At 45.6% G+C, this 19,058-nt stretch carries 25 protein-coding genes; 13 read left to right on the top strand and 12 right to left on the bottom strand.

Annotated features, from left to right (window positions below; genetic code table 11):
• The first annotated feature begins 12 nt into the window (after window positions 1-12).
• From menB to menC, 3 genes are all read left to right on the top strand, one after another.
• A complete protein-coding gene (gene menB / locus MST20_RS19860) occupies window positions 13-831 on the top strand; it encodes a 1,4-dihydroxy-2-naphthoyl-CoA synthase (RefSeq protein ID WP_020452693.1) in 819 nt (272 codons plus the stop codon).
• Between the two features lie 77 nt (window positions 832-908).
• Entirely contained in the window at window positions 909-2,345 is a 1,437-nt protein-coding gene (locus MST20_RS19855; protein WP_243944384.1) for an o-succinylbenzoate--CoA ligase, read from the top strand.
• A gap of 12 nt (window positions 2,346-2,357) precedes the next feature.
• Complete coding sequence (gene menC / locus MST20_RS19850) at window positions 2,358-3,467, top strand: o-succinylbenzoate synthase (RefSeq protein ID WP_243944382.1); 1,110 nt, start codon at window positions 2,358-2,360, stop codon at window positions 3,465-3,467.
• Between the two features lie 161 nt (window positions 3,468-3,628).
• Here the strand turns inward: menC and MST20_RS19845 are convergent, their stop codons facing one another.
• Genes MST20_RS19845 through MST20_RS19830 form a run of 4 tightly spaced genes read right to left on the bottom strand, consistent with a single transcriptional unit; the run spans window position 3,629 to window position 6,459 of the window.
• Window positions 3,629-3,820 carry a hypothetical protein gene (locus MST20_RS19845; protein ID WP_243944380.1) on the bottom strand — a complete coding sequence of 64 codons (192 nt, stop codon included), beginning with the start codon at window positions 3,818-3,820 and terminating at the stop codon, window positions 3,629-3,631.
• A gap of 26 nt (window positions 3,821-3,846) precedes the next feature.
• Complete coding sequence (locus MST20_RS19840; RefSeq protein WP_020452689.1) at window positions 3,847-4,008, bottom strand: DUF1540 domain-containing protein; 162 nt, start codon at window positions 4,006-4,008, stop codon at window positions 3,847-3,849.
• Window positions 4,009-4,052: 44 nt separating this feature from the next.
• Window positions 4,053-5,096, bottom strand: a complete 1,044-nt coding sequence (locus tag MST20_RS19835; RefSeq protein WP_178388306.1) for a cytochrome d ubiquinol oxidase subunit II — start codon at window positions 5,094-5,096, stop codon at window positions 4,053-4,055.
• A 37-nt stretch (window positions 5,097-5,133) separates the two neighbouring features.
• Complete coding sequence (locus MST20_RS19830) at window positions 5,134-6,459, bottom strand: cytochrome ubiquinol oxidase subunit I (protein WP_023855818.1); 1,326 nt, start codon at window positions 6,457-6,459, stop codon at window positions 5,134-5,136.
• A gap of 192 nt (window positions 6,460-6,651) precedes the next feature.
• On the opposite strand from MST20_RS19830, the gene MST20_RS19825 reads away from it, so the two are divergent.
• On the top strand, window positions 6,652-6,897 hold the full coding sequence (locus MST20_RS19825) for a type B 50S ribosomal protein L31 (protein ID WP_003184624.1): 246 nt from the start codon (window positions 6,652-6,654) through the stop codon (window positions 6,895-6,897).
• A gap of 286 nt (window positions 6,898-7,183) precedes the next feature.
• Here MST20_RS19825 and MST20_RS19820 read toward each other — a convergent pair whose 3' ends face one another.
• Window positions 7,184-8,176 carry a metal ABC transporter solute-binding protein, Zn/Mn family gene (locus tag MST20_RS19820; protein ID WP_243944379.1) on the bottom strand — a complete coding sequence of 331 codons (993 nt, stop codon included), beginning with the start codon at window positions 8,174-8,176 and terminating at the stop codon, window positions 7,184-7,186.
• 98 nt (window positions 8,177-8,274) lie between these two features.
• On the bottom strand, window positions 8,275-9,456 hold the full coding sequence (locus tag MST20_RS19815) for a GTP-binding protein (RefSeq protein WP_243944378.1): 1,182 nt from the start codon (window positions 9,454-9,456) through the stop codon (window positions 8,275-8,277).
• Between the two features lie 126 nt (window positions 9,457-9,582).
• Here MST20_RS19815 and MST20_RS19810 point away from each other — a divergent pair, with 126 nt between their 5' ends.
• Window positions 9,583-10,152, top strand: a complete 570-nt coding sequence (locus MST20_RS19810; RefSeq protein ID WP_243944377.1) for a beta-class carbonic anhydrase — start codon at window positions 9,583-9,585, stop codon at window positions 10,150-10,152.
• On the opposite strand, the gene yidD is transcribed toward MST20_RS19810, so the two are convergent.
• Complete coding sequence (yidD, locus tag MST20_RS19805; RefSeq protein WP_075751863.1) at window positions 10,149-10,376, bottom strand: membrane protein insertion efficiency factor YidD; 228 nt, start codon at window positions 10,374-10,376, stop codon at window positions 10,149-10,151. The two genes, MST20_RS19810 and yidD, sit on opposite strands and share 4 nt — an antisense overlap.
• Window positions 10,377-10,513: 137 nt before the next feature.
• Between yidD and MST20_RS19800 the strand changes: the two genes are divergently transcribed.
• Window positions 10,514-10,987, top strand: a complete 474-nt coding sequence (locus MST20_RS19800) for an S-ribosylhomocysteine lyase (protein WP_020452682.1) — start codon at window positions 10,514-10,516, stop codon at window positions 10,985-10,987.
• Window positions 10,988-11,118: 131 nt separating this feature from the next.
• Complete coding sequence (locus MST20_RS19795; RefSeq protein WP_243944376.1) at window positions 11,119-11,562, top strand: FixH family protein; 444 nt, start codon at window positions 11,119-11,121, stop codon at window positions 11,560-11,562.
• On the opposite strand, the gene ytzI is transcribed toward MST20_RS19795, so the two are convergent.
• Window positions 11,556-11,699 carry a YtzI protein gene (ytzI, locus tag MST20_RS19790; protein WP_020452680.1) on the bottom strand — a complete coding sequence of 48 codons (144 nt, stop codon included), beginning with the start codon at window positions 11,697-11,699 and terminating at the stop codon, window positions 11,556-11,558. The two genes, MST20_RS19795 and ytzI, sit on opposite strands and share 7 nt — an antisense overlap.
• A 133-nt stretch (window positions 11,700-11,832) precedes the next feature.
• Here ytzI and MST20_RS19785 point away from each other — a divergent pair, with 133 nt between their 5' ends.
• The 4 genes from MST20_RS19785 (at window position 11,833) to ytkD (ending at window position 13,855) form a co-directional block, all read left to right on the top strand.
• Entirely contained in the window at window positions 11,833-12,270 is a 438-nt protein-coding gene (locus tag MST20_RS19785) for a Dps family protein (protein ID WP_043926293.1), read from the top strand.
• Between the two features lie 152 nt (window positions 12,271-12,422).
• Window positions 12,423-12,827, top strand: coding sequence for a phage holin family protein (locus MST20_RS19780; RefSeq protein WP_020452679.1), 405 nt, complete (start codon window positions 12,423-12,425; stop codon window positions 12,825-12,827).
• A 47-nt stretch (window positions 12,828-12,874) separates the two neighbouring features.
• The gene (locus tag MST20_RS19775) at window positions 12,875-13,198 is read left to right on the top strand and encodes a hypothetical protein (protein ID WP_020452678.1); all 324 of its coding nucleotides are present in this window, start codon (window positions 12,875-12,877) and stop codon (window positions 13,196-13,198) included.
• A 180-nt stretch (window positions 13,199-13,378) separates the two neighbouring features.
• A complete protein-coding gene (ytkD, locus tag MST20_RS19770) occupies window positions 13,379-13,855 on the top strand; it encodes an RNA deprotection pyrophosphohydrolase (protein WP_020452677.1) in 477 nt (158 codons plus the stop codon).
• Window positions 13,856-13,885: 30 nt separating this feature from the next.
• On the opposite strand, the gene MST20_RS19765 is transcribed toward ytkD, so the two are convergent.
• From MST20_RS19765 to MST20_RS19755, 3 genes are read right to left on the bottom strand one after another with little or no spacing between them, the layout of a single operon-like run.
• On the bottom strand, window positions 13,886-14,710 hold the full coding sequence (locus tag MST20_RS19765) for an ABC transporter permease (protein WP_065643608.1): 825 nt from the start codon (window positions 14,708-14,710) through the stop codon (window positions 13,886-13,888).
• Window positions 14,697-15,461, bottom strand: a complete 765-nt coding sequence (locus MST20_RS19760) for an ABC transporter ATP-binding protein (RefSeq protein ID WP_065643609.1) — start codon at window positions 15,459-15,461, stop codon at window positions 14,697-14,699. Before MST20_RS19760 ends, MST20_RS19765 begins: the two co-directional genes overlap by 14 nt.
• A 12-nt stretch (window positions 15,462-15,473) precedes the next feature.
• Window positions 15,474-16,430 (bottom strand): ABC transporter substrate-binding protein, encoded by a 957-nt coding sequence (locus MST20_RS19755; RefSeq protein ID WP_243944400.1) that lies wholly within the window; start codon window positions 16,428-16,430, stop codon window positions 15,474-15,476.
• A gap of 143 nt (window positions 16,431-16,573) precedes the next feature.
• Between MST20_RS19755 and MST20_RS19750 the strand changes: the two genes are divergently transcribed.
• Together MST20_RS19750 and MST20_RS19745 are read left to right on the top strand one after the other, a co-directional pair.
• The gene (locus tag MST20_RS19750) at window positions 16,574-17,398 is read left to right on the top strand and encodes an alpha/beta hydrolase family protein (RefSeq protein ID WP_065643611.1); all 825 of its coding nucleotides are present in this window, start codon (window positions 16,574-16,576) and stop codon (window positions 17,396-17,398) included.
• Complete coding sequence (locus MST20_RS19745; RefSeq protein WP_009329422.1) at window positions 17,399-17,641, top strand: DUF2584 domain-containing protein; 243 nt, start codon at window positions 17,399-17,401, stop codon at window positions 17,639-17,641.
• A gap of 40 nt (window positions 17,642-17,681) precedes the next feature.
• On the opposite strand, the gene MST20_RS19740 is transcribed toward MST20_RS19745, so the two are convergent.
• Window positions 17,682-18,866, bottom strand: coding sequence for a dicarboxylate/amino acid:cation symporter (locus MST20_RS19740; RefSeq protein WP_065643613.1), 1,185 nt, complete (start codon window positions 18,864-18,866; stop codon window positions 17,682-17,684).
• Window positions 18,867-19,058: the final 192 nt, after the last annotated feature.

Raw genomic sequence — 19,058 nt, 5'->3', positions numbered from 1 at the left:
AGGTACACATCTATGACTGTAGAATGGAAAAGCGAACGTCAATACGAAGATGTATTATATGAAACATATAACGGCATCGCCAAAATCACGATCAATCGCCCTGAGGTACATAACGCATTTCGTCCAAAAACGGTTTCGGAACTGATCGATGCGTTTGCATATGCGCGGGATGATGCCAATATCGGTGTCATTATCCTTGCAGGCGCCGGCGATAAAGCGTTCTGTTCAGGAGGAGACCAGAAAGTAAGAGGACACGGCGGCTATGTCGGAGAAGACGAGATTCCGCGTCTGAACGTGCTTGATCTTCAGCGGCTGATCCGCGTCATTCCGAAGCCTGTTGTTGCGATGGTGTCAGGCTATGCGATCGGCGGCGGCCATGTGCTCCACATCGTATGCGATTTGACGATTGCAGCAGACAATGCGATTTTCGGACAAACAGGGCCGAAAGTCGGCAGCTTTGATGCAGGCTACGGATCAGGCTATCTGGCGCGTATCGTCGGTCATAAAAAAGCGCGCGAAATCTGGTATCTGTGCCGTCAGTACAACGCTCAGGAAGCAAAGGAAATGGGCCTTGTCAATACGGTTGTACCGCTTGAAAAGCTTGAAGAAGAAACGATTCAATGGTGTGAAGAAATGCTTGAGAAAAGCCCGACAGCACTCAGATTCCTTAAAGCGGCCTTTAATGCCGACACGGACGGGCTTGCCGGCATCCAGCAGTTTGCTGGAGATGCGACACTGCTTTATTACACAACAGATGAAGCGAAAGAAGGCCGCGATGCGTTTAAAGAAAAACGCCGTCCAGATTTCGGACAGTTCCCGCGTTTTCCTTAAAAGACGGAAGAGAGAAACAGCTTAGTGCGACTGAGCTGTTTCTTTTATCATTCAAGATATTTTTTGGAGATGATGATATGCTGATGGACCATCCGAATTGGCTTAAACAGCGAGCAGAGCTGACTCCTGACAGGATGGCTGTGATTCAGGGGGATCACAAGCTGACTTTTATTCAATTATTTCATGAAGCAAAAAAAATGGCCGGGCAGCTGAAGAGCTTTGGTTTGAGGAAAGGGGACACAGCAGCTGTACTTCTTACAAACAGGCTGGAGATGGTTATCGCCGTCCATGCCTGCTTTCTTCTCGGCGTTCGCATCGTTTTGCTGAATACGAAACTGTCAATGGCCGAACGAACATATCAAATTGAACACTCGGAAGCAAAGCTATTGCTAACAGAACAGCCTTTCCTGGAAGAGCATAGAGAGGGCAAGCCGGCCCGCGCTGTTGACATTGAAGACGTTCAAAACGCCGCTAGCCCTCCGGTTACGGAAATCGAGAGCATTCATTTGGACGATGCGGCGACAATCATGTATACGTCCGGAACGACAGGACGGCCGAAAGGGGTTATGCAGACATTTGCCAACCATTATTTCAGCGCGGTTTCATCCGCTTTGAATTTGGGGCTCCAAGAACACGACCGCTGGCTGATCGCCTTGCCGCTATTCCACATCAGCGGCTTATCGGCTCTTTTTAAATCGGTCATTTACGGAATGACAGTTGTTTTACATCAAAGGTTTGACGAGGAAGAAGTTCTCCGTTCGATCAAAGACAATCAAGTCACGATTGCATCGGTCGTTCAGACGATGCTGTCAAGGCTTGCGGCAAAAGTCGACAGCTGCCCCGAATCATTAAGGTGCCTGTTACTGGGCGGAGGGCCTGCCCCGCTTTCTCTCCTTGAGGAATGCAAAAAAAAGAGGCTGCCTGTCGTACAGTCATACGGGATGACTGAAACGTGCTCACAGATTGCCACCCTCGCCCCAGAATACTCGATTGAAAAGCTCGGTTCAGCCGGCAAGCCGCTGTTTGCATCAAGCATCAAAATCGAAAAGAACGGCACGGAATGCCACCCCGGAGAACATGGAGAAATAACCGTAAAAGGGCCGACCGTTATGAAGGGCTACTTAAAAAATGAGGCGGCAGACAAAGCCTCATTCAATGACAGCTGGTTTAAAACCGGTGATATCGGGTATCTTGACGATGACGGATTTTTATACGTGCTGGACAGGCGTTCAGACTTAATCATATCAGGGGGAGAAAACATCTATCCGGCTGAAGTCGAGGCCGTTCTTCTGTCACACCCCAAAGTCGCGGAAGCGGGGGTGAAAGGGGTCGATGACAAAACGTGGGGAAAGGTTCCCCATGCCTATCTTGTCGCCGACAGCCCTGTTGATGAAGAGGAGCTGAGCGAATTTTGCAAAGAACGGCTTGCTTCATATAAAGTGCCTAAAGCCTTTCATTTTGTCGGCAAGCTGCCGAGAAATGCTTCGAATAAACTGATGAGACATCAATTGTAGAAGGAGAGCGCCATGATTCAAATCAAACAGCTGACATTGTACCATCTCAGCATGCGGCTGAAAAAGCCTTTTAAATCAAGCTTGGAAACCATTCAGGATCGCAAGTTTATCATCATTGAAGCTGCTGACCAGGAAGGGGTGACAGGCTGGGGGGAAGTATCCGCTTTTTCATCTCCGTGGTACACAGAAGAAACAACGGAGACATGTTACCACATGCTAAAAGATTTTTTGATTCCGGCTGTGCTGCGCGAATCATTCACACACCCTTCAGAAGTGCCTGAGACGCTTCGCGGATTCAAAGGCAACAGAATGGCAAAGGCCGGCCTTGAAGCCGCCTTTTGGGACATTTACGCCAAGAAAAAAGGGATCTCTTTAAGAGAGGCGCTGGGCGGATTAAAAACAGAAGTTCCTGCCGGGGTCGTGGTCGGTCTTGCCCCATTGGATGATATGCTTCAGGAAATTGAACAATATGTAAAAGAAGGTTATCAAAGAATAAAAATCAAAATTCAGCCGGGGCAGGATATAGAGCTTTTAAAGGAAATACGCCGGCATTTTCCAAAGGTGCCGCTGATGGCGGATGCCAACTCTTCTTATGAATTAAAAGACATCAGCCGGATTAAAGAGCTTGACGCATTTAAATTAATGATGATCGAACAGCCTCTGGCGGATGATGATATCGTTGACCACCGTCATCTGCAAAAACATATCAAAACATCAATTTGTCTTGACGAAAGCATCCGTTCTGCCGATGATGCGCGAAAGGCAATCGAGCTCGGCAGCTGCAAAATTATCAATATTAAGCCGTCCCGAGTCGGCGGTTTGACAGAAGCTCTGAAAATCCACGACATCTGCAAAGAACATCAAATGCCTGTCTGGTGCGGCGGCATGTTTGAAACCGGTATTTCAAGAGCACACAATCTTGCGCTGAGTTCTCTTCCGCAGTTTTTGATTCCCGGGGATCTTTCTTCATCCTCAAGGTATTGGGAAGAGGATATCGTAAAACCGGAAATCCGCATCGAAGGCGGCTATATTCAGGTTCCAAGCCGACCGGGAATGGGCTTTGAAGTGGATACTCACGTTTTAAGAAAGAATTCATCTAAAATAGACGTTTTCAAACAGTAAAGGCTGTTTTAAACGCTGATTTCCAGATTTTCAAGCTTTGTTAAATGGACGGCCGCTCATGTATATTAAAGCTGTACATTATTCCCTTCTCGTTTGGACCGGCTTTCAAGCCGGTTTTTTTAAAAATATGAAAAGAGCTGCCTTTATGACAGCCCTTTCCTTTAATCGCCCAAAAGCAAATCTTCGTGTACGATCTGTCCGATCAGCCGGTCCGCTTGATCAGGCAGCCCGTCAAGACAGCCGTATTCATAATCCCATAAGTTCATGAAGGAGCAGGCGGCTTTTTGAAATGCGGTTTCGTCCGCCTCGTGGATTTCCAGATAAAAAGCCTGTAGCAGCGACTCTTTATTCATGACTGTCCCTCCTTCATTCATCCGCTTTAATGATGTTCAGGTTTAAATGTTTTACAATCCGTTTCTTCACTATTAGAAGCTTTTTCACCTTCAGCATGACTGACGACATAAATGGCGTCGGCTGTGCACTTGTTTCCCTGTCCCCAATAAGTGCAGTTGCTGACTTCACACAGTATTTTTTGTTCCATATCATTTTGGCCCCCTTTAAAAGTTGTACACATTTAGCTTAACCTTATTCATGCTGTTTGATGTACCGCTTGTCCTTCATGAACAATTTCCAGAAATAATAAAAGCCGGGGAATAAAATAATAAAACCGACAATATAGGAGATGAACAGCGCCCTGAATGTCTCCGGCGCGGTGAAGCCTGATTGAATCGTGACATCAGGATAGACCATGTAAGGAAGGTGCGCTCTCCCGTACACATAGCTCGCCGTAAAATACTGCAGCGTAATGGCGATGACAGCGAGGCGAGGCTTTCCCTGCCGGTCGCTGTTATGTCTGTTTGGCAGAAATAGAGCCGCAAATGCGACGAGAAACAGCAAAAACGATAAAATCAGCCATGGAAGCCCGTCCATCATTTTCGTATAAAGCCAGCGGGCTTCCGTCCTCATGGTCATCATGATGCTGAATGACATAAGCAAAGCGAGCGGGCCGGTGATTAAAGCGTTTCGGCGGTAGACCTGGTACGCGTCTTTTTCTCCGGCTACATTTGAAAAATCAGCCAGCAGCAATGAAGACAGAAACAGCGTGCTGAAAATGGCAAAGCCCATAAAAGAATAGGCATGAGGGCTTAAAAACAAATTAACAAAATCCAATTGGTGGCTTCCGTCTACCTGATATACGAAGTTGCCGTGTGTCACGGGCAAGACGAGGATTAAAACAGCCGGAATGATAAAGCCGCTGATCCCTGAAACGTAAGTCAAAGCCCTTTCATAATCTTTTGCAGCGTGCGAAAAGACCAAAAATCCGCTTCGAATCGCCAAAAGCAATAAAATAATGCTGCCGGGAAGCAAAAGCACCGTTCCCAGCACAAAAGTGCCGCCCGGGAAAAAGCTGAAAAGGGCCACGACGATTCCGACGATGAAAACATTGGTCACTTCCCAAGTCGGAGAAAGGTAGCGGTTTGCAATATTGGTGGCTTTCAGCTGTTTTTTGTTCATATAGATCATCGACCAAAATCCCGCTCCAAAATCCATTGACGCCATCACGGCGTAGATAAAAATAAATCCCCAGACGATCGAAATAGCCAGCAGGGCATCTGTTGTTCCATCCAGTTGCATCATATGACTTCCCTTCTGTTTTTTTGTGCATTCAGCTGCTTTTTAAATCTTCTTCGACAGGGTGGCGTTTAAAGTAATATTGCAATACGAACACCACCGCTGCTCCTAAAATGATGTAGACGATAAAGAACAAAAGAAACAATATGCCGATCGAGCCGGAGGATGTCACTACTTCAGACGTTTTTTGCATATGGTAAATGACCCAAGGCTGCCTTCCGGTGCAAGCGAACACCCAGCCCAATTCGATTGCGAGCAAAGCGAGCGGGCCGCCGGTTATAAACACGGCCAGCATCCAGCGGGGAAAGCGGTCTTTTTTCATGACTTTTCTCCAAATAAAACCGACAGCGGCATAAACAATCAAAAGGCTGCCGATAAAAACCATGCCGTTAAACAAAGTATGAATGAACAGAGGAGGCCACTCATCCCTTGGAAAGTCATTCAGTCCTTTTACGACGGTGTCAAAGCGGTTGTCGGCTAAAAAGCTTAAAGCCCAAGGAATCTCAATCGCCCATTTGACCGATTGTGTCTTTTCATCAGTAAATCCGCCGATCGCAAGTGGGGCGTGGGACTGAGTTTCAAACAGCCCTTCTGCGCCCGCCAGTTTTTCAGGCTGGTAGCGATGAAGAAGCTGTGCGGATTCGTGTCCGCTCAGAGCCGTGACAAGAGAAAATGCTCCTCCGACAATCAGCCCGAGCAGCAGCGCTTTTCTATGAAGGGCGTAGACTTTTTCATCACCGCGGTTTCGAAGCATTTTGTAGGCGGCTATCGTCGCAATAATAAACGCGCCCGTCATAAAAGCGGAGACGACAACGTGTCCTGCTGTGGCCACAAAGCTTTTGTTGAAGAACGCCGTCCACGGCTGAACATCTGTAATCTCGCCGTTCACGATTTTGAAGCCTTCAGGCGTTCCCTGGAAAGCGTGCACATTTGTAATTAAGATGGCTGATGCGGCTGCTCCGATAACGATAAAAATGACAGCTGTAATTCTCATAAGGGGAGTCAGCCGATCGGCTGCGTACACATAAATGGACATAAATAAAGCCTCAATAAAAAAAGCGTAGATTTCAATTTGAAATGGGAGGGACATGACTTTTCCGATCACTTCCATGAATCCCGGCCAAAGCAAGGCGAGCTGCGTTCCGGCAATGGTTCCGGTCGGTATGGCGACCCCGAGCAACACGGCTTGTGCCTTCGTCCATCTTTTGGCCATAATGGCGTAATGGGGATCTTTCGTTCTTTGATAGATCAGCTCGGCCAGCAAAATCATTAAAGGAATTCCGACACCGAGCGAGGCAAAAATAATATGGAACCCCATCGTTGTTCCGAAAAGGCTTCTTGCAAAAATCAAGTCATTCATCCGGAAAACCACCTTTCATTTACACCATTTTGCTTTTTATTGTTTACCGCCTTTTTTAGATTATTCTTCCTTTGAGCGGTTAAAATGGATAAGGTGATCAAAACATGCCAAATGAACATTCATTTTTGACACAAGCATATGAAAGGTATATAATAAAACGTAATAATTACGTTTTGGTAGGAGGAATGGCATATGAAACCAAATATTCACCCGAAAACTTATCAAGTGATCTTTCAGGATGTAAACAGCGGGTACCGTTTTTTAAGCCGCTCAACTAAAACTTCCGATGAAACGGCCGAGTGGGAAGACGGCAAGACGTATCCCGTTATAAAAGTTGAGGTGAGCTCAGACACCCATCCGTTTTATACCGGAAGACAGAAATTCAATGAAAGAGGCGGAAGGGTCGAACAGTTCAAGAAAAGATTTAATATGGATTAAATGAAAAAGACCGGATGTTTCCGGTCTTTTCAGCGTGTCGACAAACCCTCGCATTCGTTGTCAGGCCTGCGCGTCGGTGCTCACGAATTACAACATTCGCTCCGCTCCGATGCTCGGCCTTCCTAGACTGCAAGGGTTTTCAATCACGCTGAAAGGATGACAAAATCCCAAAACAAAAAGTCGTTTTGGAATTCTGTCAACAATCTGAAAAGACCGGATGTTTCCGGTCTTTTTTTCGTCCATATAAAAAACAAGCGCATGAGGTCTCTCATGCGCTTGATCTTTGTTATTTATTTGATAAAGCTTTTTTCAAGACGGCCAGGTTTTCTTTCATGATGGTGGTATAATCTTTGCCGCTTTCAATGTCTTCTTTTGTTACAGATTCAAGGTTTTTCATTGTCAGGCTTTCGGCTCCGATTTCTTTTTTGATGATCTCGGAGATTTTGCTGCTGACATTGCTTTCAAAAATGACGTATTTAATATTATGTTCTTTCGCTGTTTTAACAATGTTTTCAAGCTGCTTTTGTGAAGGTTCCTCAGTAGGCGAAAGGCCGAGAACGCTTATTTGTTTAATGCCGTAGCGTTTTTCCCAGTAGCCGTAGGCGGCATGTGAGACGAGAATTTCTTTTTTATCCGCTTTATTGACGGTCTGTTTAAAGTCTTTGTCAAGCTGCTCCAAATCTTTTTTTAGAGATTCATAGTTTTTCGTAAACGTTTTTTCGTGTTCCGGTTCTAATTTTACGAGTTCGTCTTTAATGTTTTCGGCCATTTTTGCAGAAAGGACAGGATCGAGCCATACGTGCGGGTCATGATCTCCGTGGTCGTGATGATCGTGGCCTTCGGCTTCTCCGTGTTCATGTTCTTCTTCATGAGCATGCTCATCGTGTTCGCCTTCCTCTTCACGTGACAGAAGGTCAATGCCCTCTCCGGCTTTGACGATTTTGACGTCGCTGTTTTTTAATGTGTTTACAGCTTTGTCTGCGAATCCTTCTACACCGACTCCAGAGTAAATAAAGGCATCCGAGTCGGAAATTTCCGCCATCGTTTTTGAGCTAGGCTCGTAAGTGTGCGCTTCAACGTTTGGCGGGTAAACACTTTTGACGTTCACATATTCTCCGCCGATTTTTTTGGTGAAGTCTTCAAGCGGATAAATGGTTGTATAGATATCCAGCGTGTCTTTATTTTCTTTTTGTTCACCGGAAGTGCTGTTGCTTGAACAACCGGCTGCTAATCCGGCAGCAAGAATGAATGCAGATGCTAATCCGAATGTTTTTTTCATGGTATTTCTCCTCTCAATGTAAAACTGTAATGGTTCCGATTTAATGGTCCTGTATCATTGTATCGTAATAATTACGATTTGAAAAGAGGAAATGATAGTTAAATATATTCAGGGAGTGAATCATGGAAAGCCGACCAGTCTGAATTCATTTCTTCATCTGTAAGAAGGGTCTGATCCAGGGAGTGGATCACGTCTTCCTGATTCATGTCGATGCCGATAAAAACGATTTCCGTTTTCCGGTCTCCGTATGTTTCATCCCAGTTCGTCTTTAAATGGGGATCCTCTTCAAACGCGAGCTTTTGTTCTTCCTCGGGAGACGCTGCAATCCAGGGGCCTGCGCTTTGGATCATCAGAGAAGTGCCCGCCTGGGACAGAAGGCCTGCTGTGTCATTTCGAGAAGCAAGCCAGAAGAAGCCTTTTGCTCTGATAATATGAGGCGGCCAGTTTTCAAGCCAGCGCTTCAGTCTTTCAGGATGGAAAGGTCTTTGTTTTTGATAGACGAAGGAAGAAATTCCGAATTCCTCTGTTTCAGGTGTGTGCTCTTCATTCAGCTCTTTGATCCACCCCGCTGACTGACTTGCTTTTTCAAAATCGAACGATTTCGTATTCATGATGGCCGAAAGCGGCACTTTTGCGAATGTCGTAGAAATGATTCTGCAGTCCGGATTCAGTTTTCTAAGGGACCAGAAAAGCTTTTCTTGCTCTTCTTTATTGAGTAAATCAGTTTTATTCAAAATGAGGACATCGGCAAATTCGATTTGCTCAATTAAAAGGTCGGCCACTTCCCGGCTGTCTGTTTCATCTGCCGCCTGTTTCCGTTCCAAAAGGCTCTCGCCCGAAGCGAAGTCCTCAAAAAAACGGCTCCCGTCGACGACGGTGACCATTGTATCAAGTCTGCAATATTTGCCTAAATCAATATCCAGCTCCTCGTCTTTGTAAGTAAAGGTTTGGGCAACGGGAATCGGCTCGCTGATACCGGAAGATTCGATGAGAATATAATCGATTCCGCCGTTCTCCGCCAGCTTTTGGACTTCGATGAGCAGATCGTCTCTCAGCGTACAGCAAATGCAGCCGTTCTGCATTTCGACAAGCTTTTCATCCGTGCGGATAAGATCCCCTTTTTTCACCAGGGAGCCGTCGATATTTATTTCACTCATGTCATTGACGATCACGGCGATTTTCATGCCGTGCGCTTCATGGAGGGCATGCTGCAGCAGCGTCGTTTTCCCGGAACCGAGATAGCCGCTTAAAACAGTGACTGGAATCAGGTGTTGCGTCATGTTTTTCACTTCCTTTAAAACGTAATTATTTCGATTTATGCAAAGGGAATCTTACTTGACTTATGAAAAAAATACAAGAAATATGTTATATTTAGATATAAAAAGCGTTGAGAAAGGAAATGAGCCATGAAACTTTTGGACAACATTCTACAGTTCAATCACCAGTTTGTTGAGCGGCAGGACTATCAAAAATACCAAACAAGCAAGTTTCCCGATAAGAGAATGGTGATTCTGTCTTGCATGGACACAAGGCTTGTCGAGCTGCTTCCTCATGCCATGAATATGCGAAACGGGGACGTGAAGATCGTTAAGAGCGCGGGTGCACTCGTGGCTCATCCTTTCGGGAGTATTATGCGGAGCATTCTCGTTGCGGTATACGAACTGAACGCTGATGAAGTATGCGTGATCGGCCACCATGACTGCGGAATGAGCAAGCTGAGCTGCGACAGCTTTTTGGATAAAGTCGTTAAGCGAGGCATTCCAAAAGAACGGATTGAGACGCTTGAGTACTCCGGCGTCGATTTTGAACAATGGCTGAAAAGCTTTGATTCTGTAGAGGAGAGCGTCAGGGACAGTGTAAGCGTGATTCGAAACCATCCGTTGATGCCGGAGGAAGTACCTGTTCACGGACTTGTCATCGATCCGGAAACAGGCAGACTGGATCTTATTGTCAACGGATATCCGGAAGAGCGTTAATCCTTTTGCTTTTTTTCCGGAACGGGATCTATTCCGCCGGGATGGAACGGATGGCATTTCAGAATCCGCTTAATGGTGAGCCATCCGCCTTTAAATGCCCCGTGCTTTTCGATCGCTTCACGGCCGTAATTGGAGCATGTCGGATAAAAACGGCAGGTCGGCGGAAGAGCCGGTGATATCCATTTTTGATAAAAGCGGATGAGCAGCAGGAATAAGGTTTTCATGTTTTTCGCACCTTTTTTGTTTTGACCTTATTATAATATAAGCAAAAAACGCATAAAAAGGAAAAGCATTGACCTGAAAACTTATCGGTAAAGTATGATATAATACAAAAAGACCGATTAGAGGGGAGAGAGGAACCATGCCTTCAGTTGAAAGTTTTGAACTTGACCATAATGCAGTAAAAGCGCCTTACGTCAGACACTGCGGTGTCCATAAAGTGGGATCGGACGGCGTCGTCAACAAGTTTGACATCCGTTTTTGCCAGCCGAATAAACAGGCGATGAAACCTGATACGATTCATACTTTGGAGCATCTTCTTGCATTTACAATCCGCACGTATGCGGAAAAATATGACCACTTTGATATTATCGACATTTCGCCCATGGGCTGCCAAACAGGTTATTACCTAGTGGTGAGCGGTGAACCGAAAGTGGAAGAAATCGTTGATTTGCTTGAGGATACGTTCAAAGAAGCCGTTGAAGTGACTGAAATTCCGGCGGCTAACGAAAAACAGTGCGGCCAGGCAAAGCTTCACGATCTAGAGGGCGCAAAGCGCATGATGCGTTTTTGGCTTTCGCAAAATAAAGAAGATCTGCTCAAAGTGTTTGGATAAAACGTTTGAAATAAACCGGCTCAGAAGAGAGCCGGTTTTCATTTTTTGTTCACAAAGAAAATAATGCCATATATCCCTGAACTTTGCTACACTTTATATTGTAATACATATCATAGAAGAAGGGTGATAGGATGCGTTTGGGAAAATGGTTCATTCTTTTATGTTTAGCAGTCGGCCTTTCCGCCTGCAGCCAGGGGGACAAGCAGACGGCATCAGATGAGGAGCCCAAAGTGCTGACGGCCAAACTGGCGGCTCCTGAAGCGGCGGCCAAAAATGAAAAGGCTGTCATAAAAGCGACCGTGCGCTATGGGGACGAGCCTGTTGCAGATGCCGATGAGGTGGAGTTTGAATGCTGGAAGGCCGGGAGCAAGGAAAATAGCGAGCTCATCAAAGCGAAGAATGAAGGAAAAGGCGTATACAGCATTGAAAAAGCGTTTCCTGAAGACGGCCATTACAAAGTTCAAGTCCATGTCACGGCGAAAAAACAGCACACAATGCCGGTTGCAGACATTAAAGTAGGAAAAGCAACGGATGTGACTGATGAAAATGAAAAAGAAGAAGCCCATCATCACTGATGAGGCTGTTCTTCTTCCCGCGACGGAAGGGGATCGACTTCATGCTTGTAGTCATAAGCTTTTGATGTTGTGACAAGCGATACGGCCAGAACGGCGCCGGTAATCAGAATTCCTACAATAATCCAAAAGAGGATCATCACTTACCTCCGAATAGCTTTTTCCAACAGTTTACCATATCAGGCAAAGAAAATCATGATAAAGAGTAAAAGAAATGTTTCCTGCACAAGCTAAACGGGTAAATCAAAAGTAAACGAAAAGGAGGACGACCTTATGTCTGAAAAATTGAAAGCAACCGTCAACAAACAAGTCGCGAACTGGACCGTTCTATATGTGAAGCTACATAATTATCATTGGTATGTGAAAGGGAAAGATTTCTTTACGCTGCATGAAAAATTTGAGGAACTTTACACAGAAGCGGCAGAGCATATCGATGATTTGGCTGAACGCCTTTTGGCTATACAGGGTTCCCCGGTCGGAACGATGAAGGAATGCCTGGAAATGTCCGCGATTAAAGAAGCGGACGGAAGCGAGTCTTCTGAACAAATGGTGCAAAATATTTATAATGACTTTTTAACGGTGGCTGAGGAGCTGAAAAGCGGAATGGAGCTTGCCGATGAAGTCAATGATGAAACGACGGGAGATATGCTGCTCGCGATTCATCAATCGATCGAAAAACACAACTGGATGCTGAAAGCCTACTTAGGGTAAGGAAAAGCTCGGGCAATGCCTGAGCTTTTTTTATATTTTCGTTCTTTTTAAAGCCTTTTTTAGAAATTGTCAAACAATTCATCCAAGCCTTTCAAAGTCTTTTTTCATAGGATAAGCTATGAAAAGTCTTTTTTGAAAGGATGTTGAAGCATATGTTTAAGGACTTAAGCATCTTTTCGCTCTTTACAATCGGTTTATCAGCCATCGGATTTTTGTTTGGCCGAATCGAATATTTATTTATGATCTTAATAACGCTCATGGGAATTGAATTTGTCAGCAAAAGCTTGAACGAATGTGTGGAAGATCGATTTACAATGAAGAGGCTGTTTACAAGGCTGGCGAAAAAATTGGTGACGCTCTTTCTTATATCCGTTGCCCACCTTTTTGATCAGATGCTGCAAACAGGCAGTTCGATCCGCGATTTTTCTATCATGTTTTATATTTTATATGAAGCGTTTCAAATCATAAGCACGGCTCATTCGTTAGGAATCCCCGTGCCGCAGATGTTATTGGATATTTTAAATACCATAAAGGAAAAACTCCGGGGGAAGCCGTAACATTTTAACACAACTGGTCATACTAACACGAAAAAGGATGATTGGCTTTGGAAAAAAGGACATACTATGTTTCGGTGCAAGATGGAATGATTTCACAGAGCTCAGACGCTTCCCCGTGGGAATTTCAAATTTCAGCGACAGATGATGACATCATTATATTAAGGGAGTATTTTGATCAACTGTATTCAGAAGACTGGATTAACTTTTTCAGAGCTCACGTGCCGGCAGTCGAATACCATTATGACAGTGCAAATGACAAAATGGACGAACTGCGCAAAGACATTTACTCAATGCTTTACCGTCTCGGCAATGAAGAAACCAAGTCGTTTATCAGTGAAAACGGCCTTGCGGAACTCAATTCAGCAGATTAAACGAAGCACCCGCAAGCACGGAGTTACCCAGCCTTGCCGCCTTCTCACTCAGGAATGGACAATGAAGTTCCCGAGGGAACGATAAAATTACTGAGCTGAACTGGACAAAAACTCTACCGAAAGAATCAATATATGATATGATGAGTGGAAGAAGCAAGGAAACGGATAAGAGGGATTAGGATGTACGAATTTAAAGATTTTTACCGTAATACGGTTCAGCTTTCTTTTGAAAAGGAACCTTTTTCAAAAGAACCAAAGCATGTATGGGTGATCTGCCGTTACGAAGATCAATGGCTGTTGACAAATCATAAAGACAGGGGCCGTGAATTCCCAGGCGGCAAAGTCGAACCAAGCGAAAATGCAGAGGAAGCGGCTTTGCGGGAAGTGAAGGAAGAAACAGGCGCTGTCGTAAGAAAGCTGACCTATCTCGGACAATATAAAGTTCTTGGCAGAGAGAAAGTGATCGTCAAAAATATTTATTTTGCCGATATCGAAAAGATCGAAAAACAGCAGACATACTATGAGACAAATGGCCCTGTTTTGCTGAAGAGCCTCCCGAAAGATATCGCTAAAAACAGAAATTACAGTTTTATAATGAAAGATTCCGTCCTGACGATCAGTCTAGAAAAGCTGAAAAAGGCCGGCATCATCAAATAAAAAGCCCTGCATTTGCAGGGTTTTTTCATGTTATACTCTGCCTTTCATCCACTTTCTTTCCAACAGCTCGACACCTTGATACATCATCGTTGCGAAGACGGCGATGATCAGGAGGCTCAGCATGACAAGGTTGAAATTAAAGACTTGAAAGCCGTAGATGATCATATAGCCGAGGCCTTGAGCCGACACTAAAAATTCTCCTACGATGACACCGACCCAGCTCAAACCGACGTTGACCTTCAGTGTAGATATGACCGTCGGAATGGAAGCGGGCAGAATGACTTCTTTGAAAATCTCGCGTTTTGTTGCACCGAACGTCTTCATGACTTTTAAATAGTTTTCATCGATTTCTTGAAAGGACGTGTAGACGACGATTGTCGTAATGATAACGCTGATGATGGCGCCCATTGCAATAATACTCGTCAAGCTGGGGCCGATCGCCACGATGAGAATGGGGCCCAGCGCCACTTTCGGCATCGCATTTAAGACGACAAGATACGGATCCAATATTTTGGAGAGCCTCGGGAACCACCATAAGAGGGCGGCCAGAAAAGTTCCAAGCAATGTTCCGGCCAGAAAGCCGAGGATGGTTTCAAATACGGTGACACCGATATGCCCCGGCAATGATCCGTCTCCCATTTTTTCGAGGAAAAGCGCCCAGACGGCTGAAGGAGAGCTGAAGATCAGCGGATCGATCCATGCCAGACGGCTTGCGGTTTCCCACAGCGAAAAGAAAACGATGAAAATCGCGATTTGATAAAAGCAGATCCGCCTTTTTTCGGCCTGCTGCTCCTTTAAAAAATCCTCATGAAGGAAGTCAATTTTTGATTTCAGATGTTTGTTATTCAAGGTCATTGAGCTCCTTCCATATGTTCTGAAAGAGGGACTGAAATTCCGGTTCCTGCCTCGCTTCAAACGGTGTCAGCTTCCTGATCGGTTCAGGAACGGCAAATGTTTTATGGATGGTGCCCGGCTGCTTTGAAAATAGCAATATCCGATCGCTCATCGCGATCGCTTCACCGATATCATGGGTCACGAGCACCGCTGTTTTTTGATACGTCTTTAACGTGTTGAACACCAAATCTTCGAGGTTCAGTTTTGTTTGATAGTCAAGGGCTGAAAAAGGTTCATCAAGCAGGAGGATATCGGGGTCGACAGCGAGTGTGCGGGCAAGCGCCGCCCTTTGTCTCATACCGCCTGAGAGCTCTTTTGGATACTTTTTTTCAACATCGTAAAGCCCGAATTTTTTCAGCAGGCCGAGAGCGGTCTCCTTCGTTTCCGGTCCGAATTTTTTGGAAATATGCAAACCGATTAAGACGTTTTCCTCAATGGTTTTCCAGGGAAATAAATAATCCTGCTGGAGCATATAACCGATGTGCCGATCCTCTTCGTCAGGCGTGCGTCCTTCCACCAAGACGCTTCCTTCCGTGGGGGAAACGATGCCGGCGATGATCGATAAAAGTGTTGTTTTGCCGCATCCGCTTGGGCCGAGAAACGAAACAAATTCGCCTTTTTCGACTTCAATGCTGATGTTTTCCAGCGCTGCTGTTTTTTCCTTTAATGAAAAGTAAGTATGTGTGACATCCTGAACTTGCAAAAAAGACACTGCGGCCACCTCCTAGTGATTTTTTGTGACCTTTTCGGCGATCTTTGTATTGACCAGCTCTTGATGCGGGGTGCGCTTCGGCAGCTCGCCTGCTTCATCCATGATGGTTTGAAGCTGGTTCCATTCTTTTTCATCCAAAACAGGCTCAAGGGCAAAAGACCGTTGTTGTTTATACCGTTCGATTGAAGATTCAATGATTGAAAGCTCGGTATCTTTAAAATAGTCTTGAATGCTTTCGGCTGCTTCTTTTGCAGAGTGCGTCTCCACCCACTGTTGCGCTTTATAAACCGCGCGGGTGAACTTTTCGACCGCTTCTTCGTTTTTCGTTAAGTAGCTTTGTTTGGCCATAAAAGTGGTATATGGAATTCGGCCCGATTCTTTTCCGAAGGAGGCGACAATGCGGCCGATGCCTTCTCTTTCAAAAATGGAGGCCTGGGGTTCAAATAGTTGAACATAATCGCCTGTACCAGATGCAAAGCTGTTTGCGATATTCGCGAAATCAATCGTTTGGATCAGGTCCACATCTTTTTTGGGATCGATGCCTTTCTGTTTGAGGACAAATTCGCCCGCCATTTGCGGCATTCCGCCTTTGCGTTGGCCAAGGAACGTTTTGTTTTTCAAATCATTCCAGCTGAAATGCCCCGAATCGTTCCTGGAGACGAGGAATGTTCCGTCCGTCTGGGTAAGCTGTGCAAAATTAATCACCGGATCGCTTGCGCCCTGGGCATTCACGTATATTGACGTTTCCGAGCCGACAAGCGCAATATCGGCGCCGTTTGACAGAAGGGCAGTCATCGTTTTATCTCCGCCCCAGGTCGTTTTCAGTTCAACTTCAAGGTCTTCTTCTTTAAACAAACCTTCAGACATGGCGATATATAAAGGTGTATAGAAAACGGAACGGGTTACTTCCGCCAGACGGATCTTTTCGGGCTTTTGACCGCCGCATGAAGCGAGGATAAACAGCATCATAATGAAGGATAATATGGTAAAAAAGAAACGCTTCAAACCGATTTCCCTCCTTTGATTTCGGTTATTTTCGGCATAAAATAGTTTATGTTATATACTAAACAGGTGTGAGGGGCAGCTGCGGATTAAAAGAGGTGACGTGACGAATGTGGTTAGAAAAAAGAAGGTTTCCATCGCCAAACAAAAAGGTGCGTCTGTTTTCCGTCACATACCTTTCGCAAGGACTCAAGGTTAAGGGGCTCTTGGCGGAACCGGCCGCTCCCGGACATTATGACGGATTTTTGTATTTGCGTGGGGGAATTAAAAACGTCGGGATGGTCAGACCGGGTCGAATCGTCCAGTTCGCTTCACAGGGCTTTGTCGTTCTTGCTCCGTTTTACAGAGGCAATCAAGGAGGAGAAGGCGATGAAGACTTTGCGGGTGATGACCGGGAAGATGCTTTTGCCGCTTTTCGTCTTCTTCAGAAGCACGAGCTGGTAAAAGACGGACGCGTACACATTTTTGGCTTTTCCCGCGGCGGGATCATGGGGATCTTAACGGCAATCGAAATGAAAGAAGCGGCCGCTTCGTTTGTGTCTTGGGGCGGTGTCAGCGATATGGTCATGACCTATCGCGAACGCAAAGATTTGCGGCGGATGATGAAGCGGGTCATCGGCGGGACGCCTGAAAAGGTTCCTGAAGCGTACGAATGGAGGACGCCTTTTGATGAGCTGGAGAAGATTGAAGCGCCCGTGCTTTTGATCCACGGAGCAAACGATGAAAATGTCTCCATCGAGCATGCGCGGCGTCTAGAACGCGAACTCCTGCAAAGAAACAAGTCTGTGGATACGTGGTATTTCAGTCGATATACTCACTATTTTCCTCCGCGGGAAAACAGGCGGATTGTAAGAGAATTGTCTCAATGGATGAAAAGCCGGCCTTGGACAAGTTATGGTAAACTAAAGGAAAAGAGAAAAGGAGGGGGACTTTAGGTGGGAATGCCAGTTGAATTTAACACGATGATTGTGACTAAAGGAAAAGAAACACGGGTTGAGGAAAATGTGTTTACACTTGAGAAAGAAGGTTATCGGGTTTACCCTCTTCATGTGCCGCTTGAAGTCAGAAAGACTAAGCGGGGCGACATTACCGGCACCGCGCAGGCGGAGCGCCTTGAATGGTCAGACGGACGGACTCATTTAACATACAGGCTCGTATCATTAAATTCGACGAATTAAAAAAAGCCAAGGCGCGGATAGCGTCCTTGGCTTTTCTGTATTATGCAGGAACATCTTCCTCTTTTCCGATTCCTTTTTTGGAAGTCAGCCTGTGAATCAGCATGGTGAGAGCGCCGTCTCCTGTCACGTTCGTTGCTGTACCCAAGCTGTCCTGAGCAAGGTAAAGTGCGATCATCAATGATACGCTGGTTTCATTAAAGCCGAGCATCGACTGCAGCAGTCCGGCCGCGGCCATGACGGCACCCCCGGGGGCACCGGGCGCTGCGACCATTGTGACGCCAAGCATTAAAATGAACGGCATCATGATCGAAAAAGTCGGCGTTTGACCGTTTAGAATCATCACGCCCATTGCACAGCTCGTCAGTGTAATCGTGCTACCTGACAAATGAATATTGGCCAGGAGCGGAACGGCGAAGTCAGCCACTTTTTGGCTTGCGCCCGTTTTTCTGACTTGTCTCAACGTGACGGGAATCGTTGCCGCTGACGATTGTGTGCCAAGCGCGGTGAAGTATGCCGGCGCCACGATTTTCAACAGCGACAGCGGATTTCTGCCGTTTGCAGCGCCCGCAACGGAGTACTGAATCAAAAGGATGACGAGGTGAAGCACGATAATCATCACGAAAACTTTTGCAAATACGGATAAAATCGTCTGCACCTGACCGCCGAACGTCATATTGGTGAAAATACCGAAAATATGAACAGGCAGTAACGGAATAATAATATATGATATCAGCTTTTCAACGATCGTTTGAAATTCATCAAACGCGTTTTTCAATGTTTTTCCGGGCAGATAAGCGATTCCGATTCCCATGATGAAAGCGAAAATCAGTGCGCTCATCACGCTCATAAACGGCGTCATTTCAATGGTGAAAAATCCTGCTTGCAAAACTTCTTCCGGATTTTTAAATTCCTGCAGCTGATGGCCGGAAATGATCGCGGGGAGAAGATTTGATCCGACAAGGTACGCCAGGAGGCCGGCAAAAATGGTTGACGTGTAGGCGATACCTGCTGTAATGCCAAGGATTTTTCCGGCGCCGCGGCCGATTTGTCCGATGCCGGGAATAATAAAAGCGATAATAATAAAAGGAATGACGAATTTAATGAAGTTCCCAAAAATATCATTGAAAGTAGCGGCAGTTTTGACAAACCAAAGCGGGGCAAAGCTTCCGACGATAACACCAAGAACAATTGCCGTAATAATTCTTGGCAGTAATCCAAATTTCATAGATGTGTCCTCCTGATATATACAAATGTTTTTATCATATTATCATATGAAAGATTTCTTTTGTTAAAAATAAAAAAAGTCTGTATTTTCAAATAATAGAAATCGGGAATTGGAAGCGTTTCATCACAGGCGGTACTTGATTGTCATCTTGATCATTGCCCAGAAAATGGCATCGATCACTGGCAGGCGAAG

Source organism: Bacillus sp. B19-2, assembly GCF_022832475.1.
GTDB lineage: Bacteria > Bacillota > Bacilli > Bacillales > Bacillaceae > Bacillus > Bacillus paralicheniformis.
Note: the sequence above shows the minus strand (reverse complement) of the source record. Positions and strands in the feature narration are given on the sequence as shown.

Excerpts from the sequence above, each read along its gene's own strand:
- MST20_RS19765 (WP_065643608.1), bottom strand. The coding sequence starts at position 14,710 with ATGACCTTGAATAACAAACATCTGAAATCAAAAATTGACTTCCTTCAT.
- MST20_RS19750 (WP_065643611.1), top strand. The coding sequence starts at position 16,574 with ATGTGGTTAGAAAAAAGAAGGTTTCCATCGCCAAACAAAAAGGTGCGT.
- MST20_RS19820 (WP_243944379.1), bottom strand. The coding sequence starts at position 8,176 with ATGAAAAAAACATTCGGATTAGCATCTGCATTCATTCTTGCTGCCGGA.
- MST20_RS19815 (WP_243944378.1), bottom strand. The coding sequence starts at position 9,456 with ATGACGCAACACCTGATTCCAGTCACTGTTTTAAGCGGCTATCTCGGT.
- MST20_RS19855 (WP_243944384.1), top strand. The coding sequence starts at position 909 with ATGCTGATGGACCATCCGAATTGGCTTAAACAGCGAGCAGAGCTGACT.
- MST20_RS19840 (WP_020452689.1), bottom strand. The coding sequence starts at position 4,008 with ATGGAACAAAAAATACTGTGTGAAGTCAGCAACTGCACTTATTGGGGA.
- MST20_RS19800 (WP_020452682.1), top strand. The coding sequence starts at position 10,514 with ATGCCTTCAGTTGAAAGTTTTGAACTTGACCATAATGCAGTAAAAGCG.
- yidD (WP_075751863.1), bottom strand. The coding sequence starts at position 10,376 with ATGAAAACCTTATTCCTGCTGCTCATCCGCTTTTATCAAAAATGGATA.
- MST20_RS19755 (WP_243944400.1), bottom strand. The coding sequence starts at position 16,430 with ATGATGCTGTTTATCCTCGCTTCATGCGGCGGTCAAAAGCCCGAAAAG.
- ytzI (WP_020452680.1), bottom strand. The coding sequence starts at position 11,699 with ATGATCCTCTTTTGGATTATTGTAGGAATTCTGATTACCGGCGCCGTT.
- MST20_RS19810 (WP_243944377.1), top strand. The coding sequence starts at position 9,583 with ATGAAACTTTTGGACAACATTCTACAGTTCAATCACCAGTTTGTTGAG.
- MST20_RS19795 (WP_243944376.1), top strand. The coding sequence starts at position 11,119 with ATGCGTTTGGGAAAATGGTTCATTCTTTTATGTTTAGCAGTCGGCCTT.
- MST20_RS19785 (WP_043926293.1), top strand. The coding sequence starts at position 11,833 with ATGTCTGAAAAATTGAAAGCAACCGTCAACAAACAAGTCGCGAACTGG.
- MST20_RS19825 (WP_003184624.1), top strand. The coding sequence starts at position 6,652 with ATGAAACCAAATATTCACCCGAAAACTTATCAAGTGATCTTTCAGGAT.
- MST20_RS19845 (WP_243944380.1), bottom strand. The coding sequence starts at position 3,820 with ATGAATAAAGAGTCGCTGCTACAGGCTTTTTATCTGGAAATCCACGAG.
- MST20_RS19830 (WP_023855818.1), bottom strand. The coding sequence starts at position 6,459 with ATGAATGACTTGATTTTTGCAAGAAGCCTTTTCGGAACAACGATGGGG.
- menB (WP_020452693.1), top strand. The coding sequence starts at position 13 with ATGACTGTAGAATGGAAAAGCGAACGTCAATACGAAGATGTATTATAT.
- MST20_RS19780 (WP_020452679.1), top strand. The coding sequence starts at position 12,423 with ATGTTTAAGGACTTAAGCATCTTTTCGCTCTTTACAATCGGTTTATCA.
- menC (WP_243944382.1), top strand. The coding sequence starts at position 2,358 with ATGATTCAAATCAAACAGCTGACATTGTACCATCTCAGCATGCGGCTG.
- MST20_RS19740 (WP_065643613.1), bottom strand. The coding sequence starts at position 18,866 with ATGAAATTTGGATTACTGCCAAGAATTATTACGGCAATTGTTCTTGGT.
- ytkD (WP_020452677.1), top strand. The coding sequence starts at position 13,379 with ATGTACGAATTTAAAGATTTTTACCGTAATACGGTTCAGCTTTCTTTT.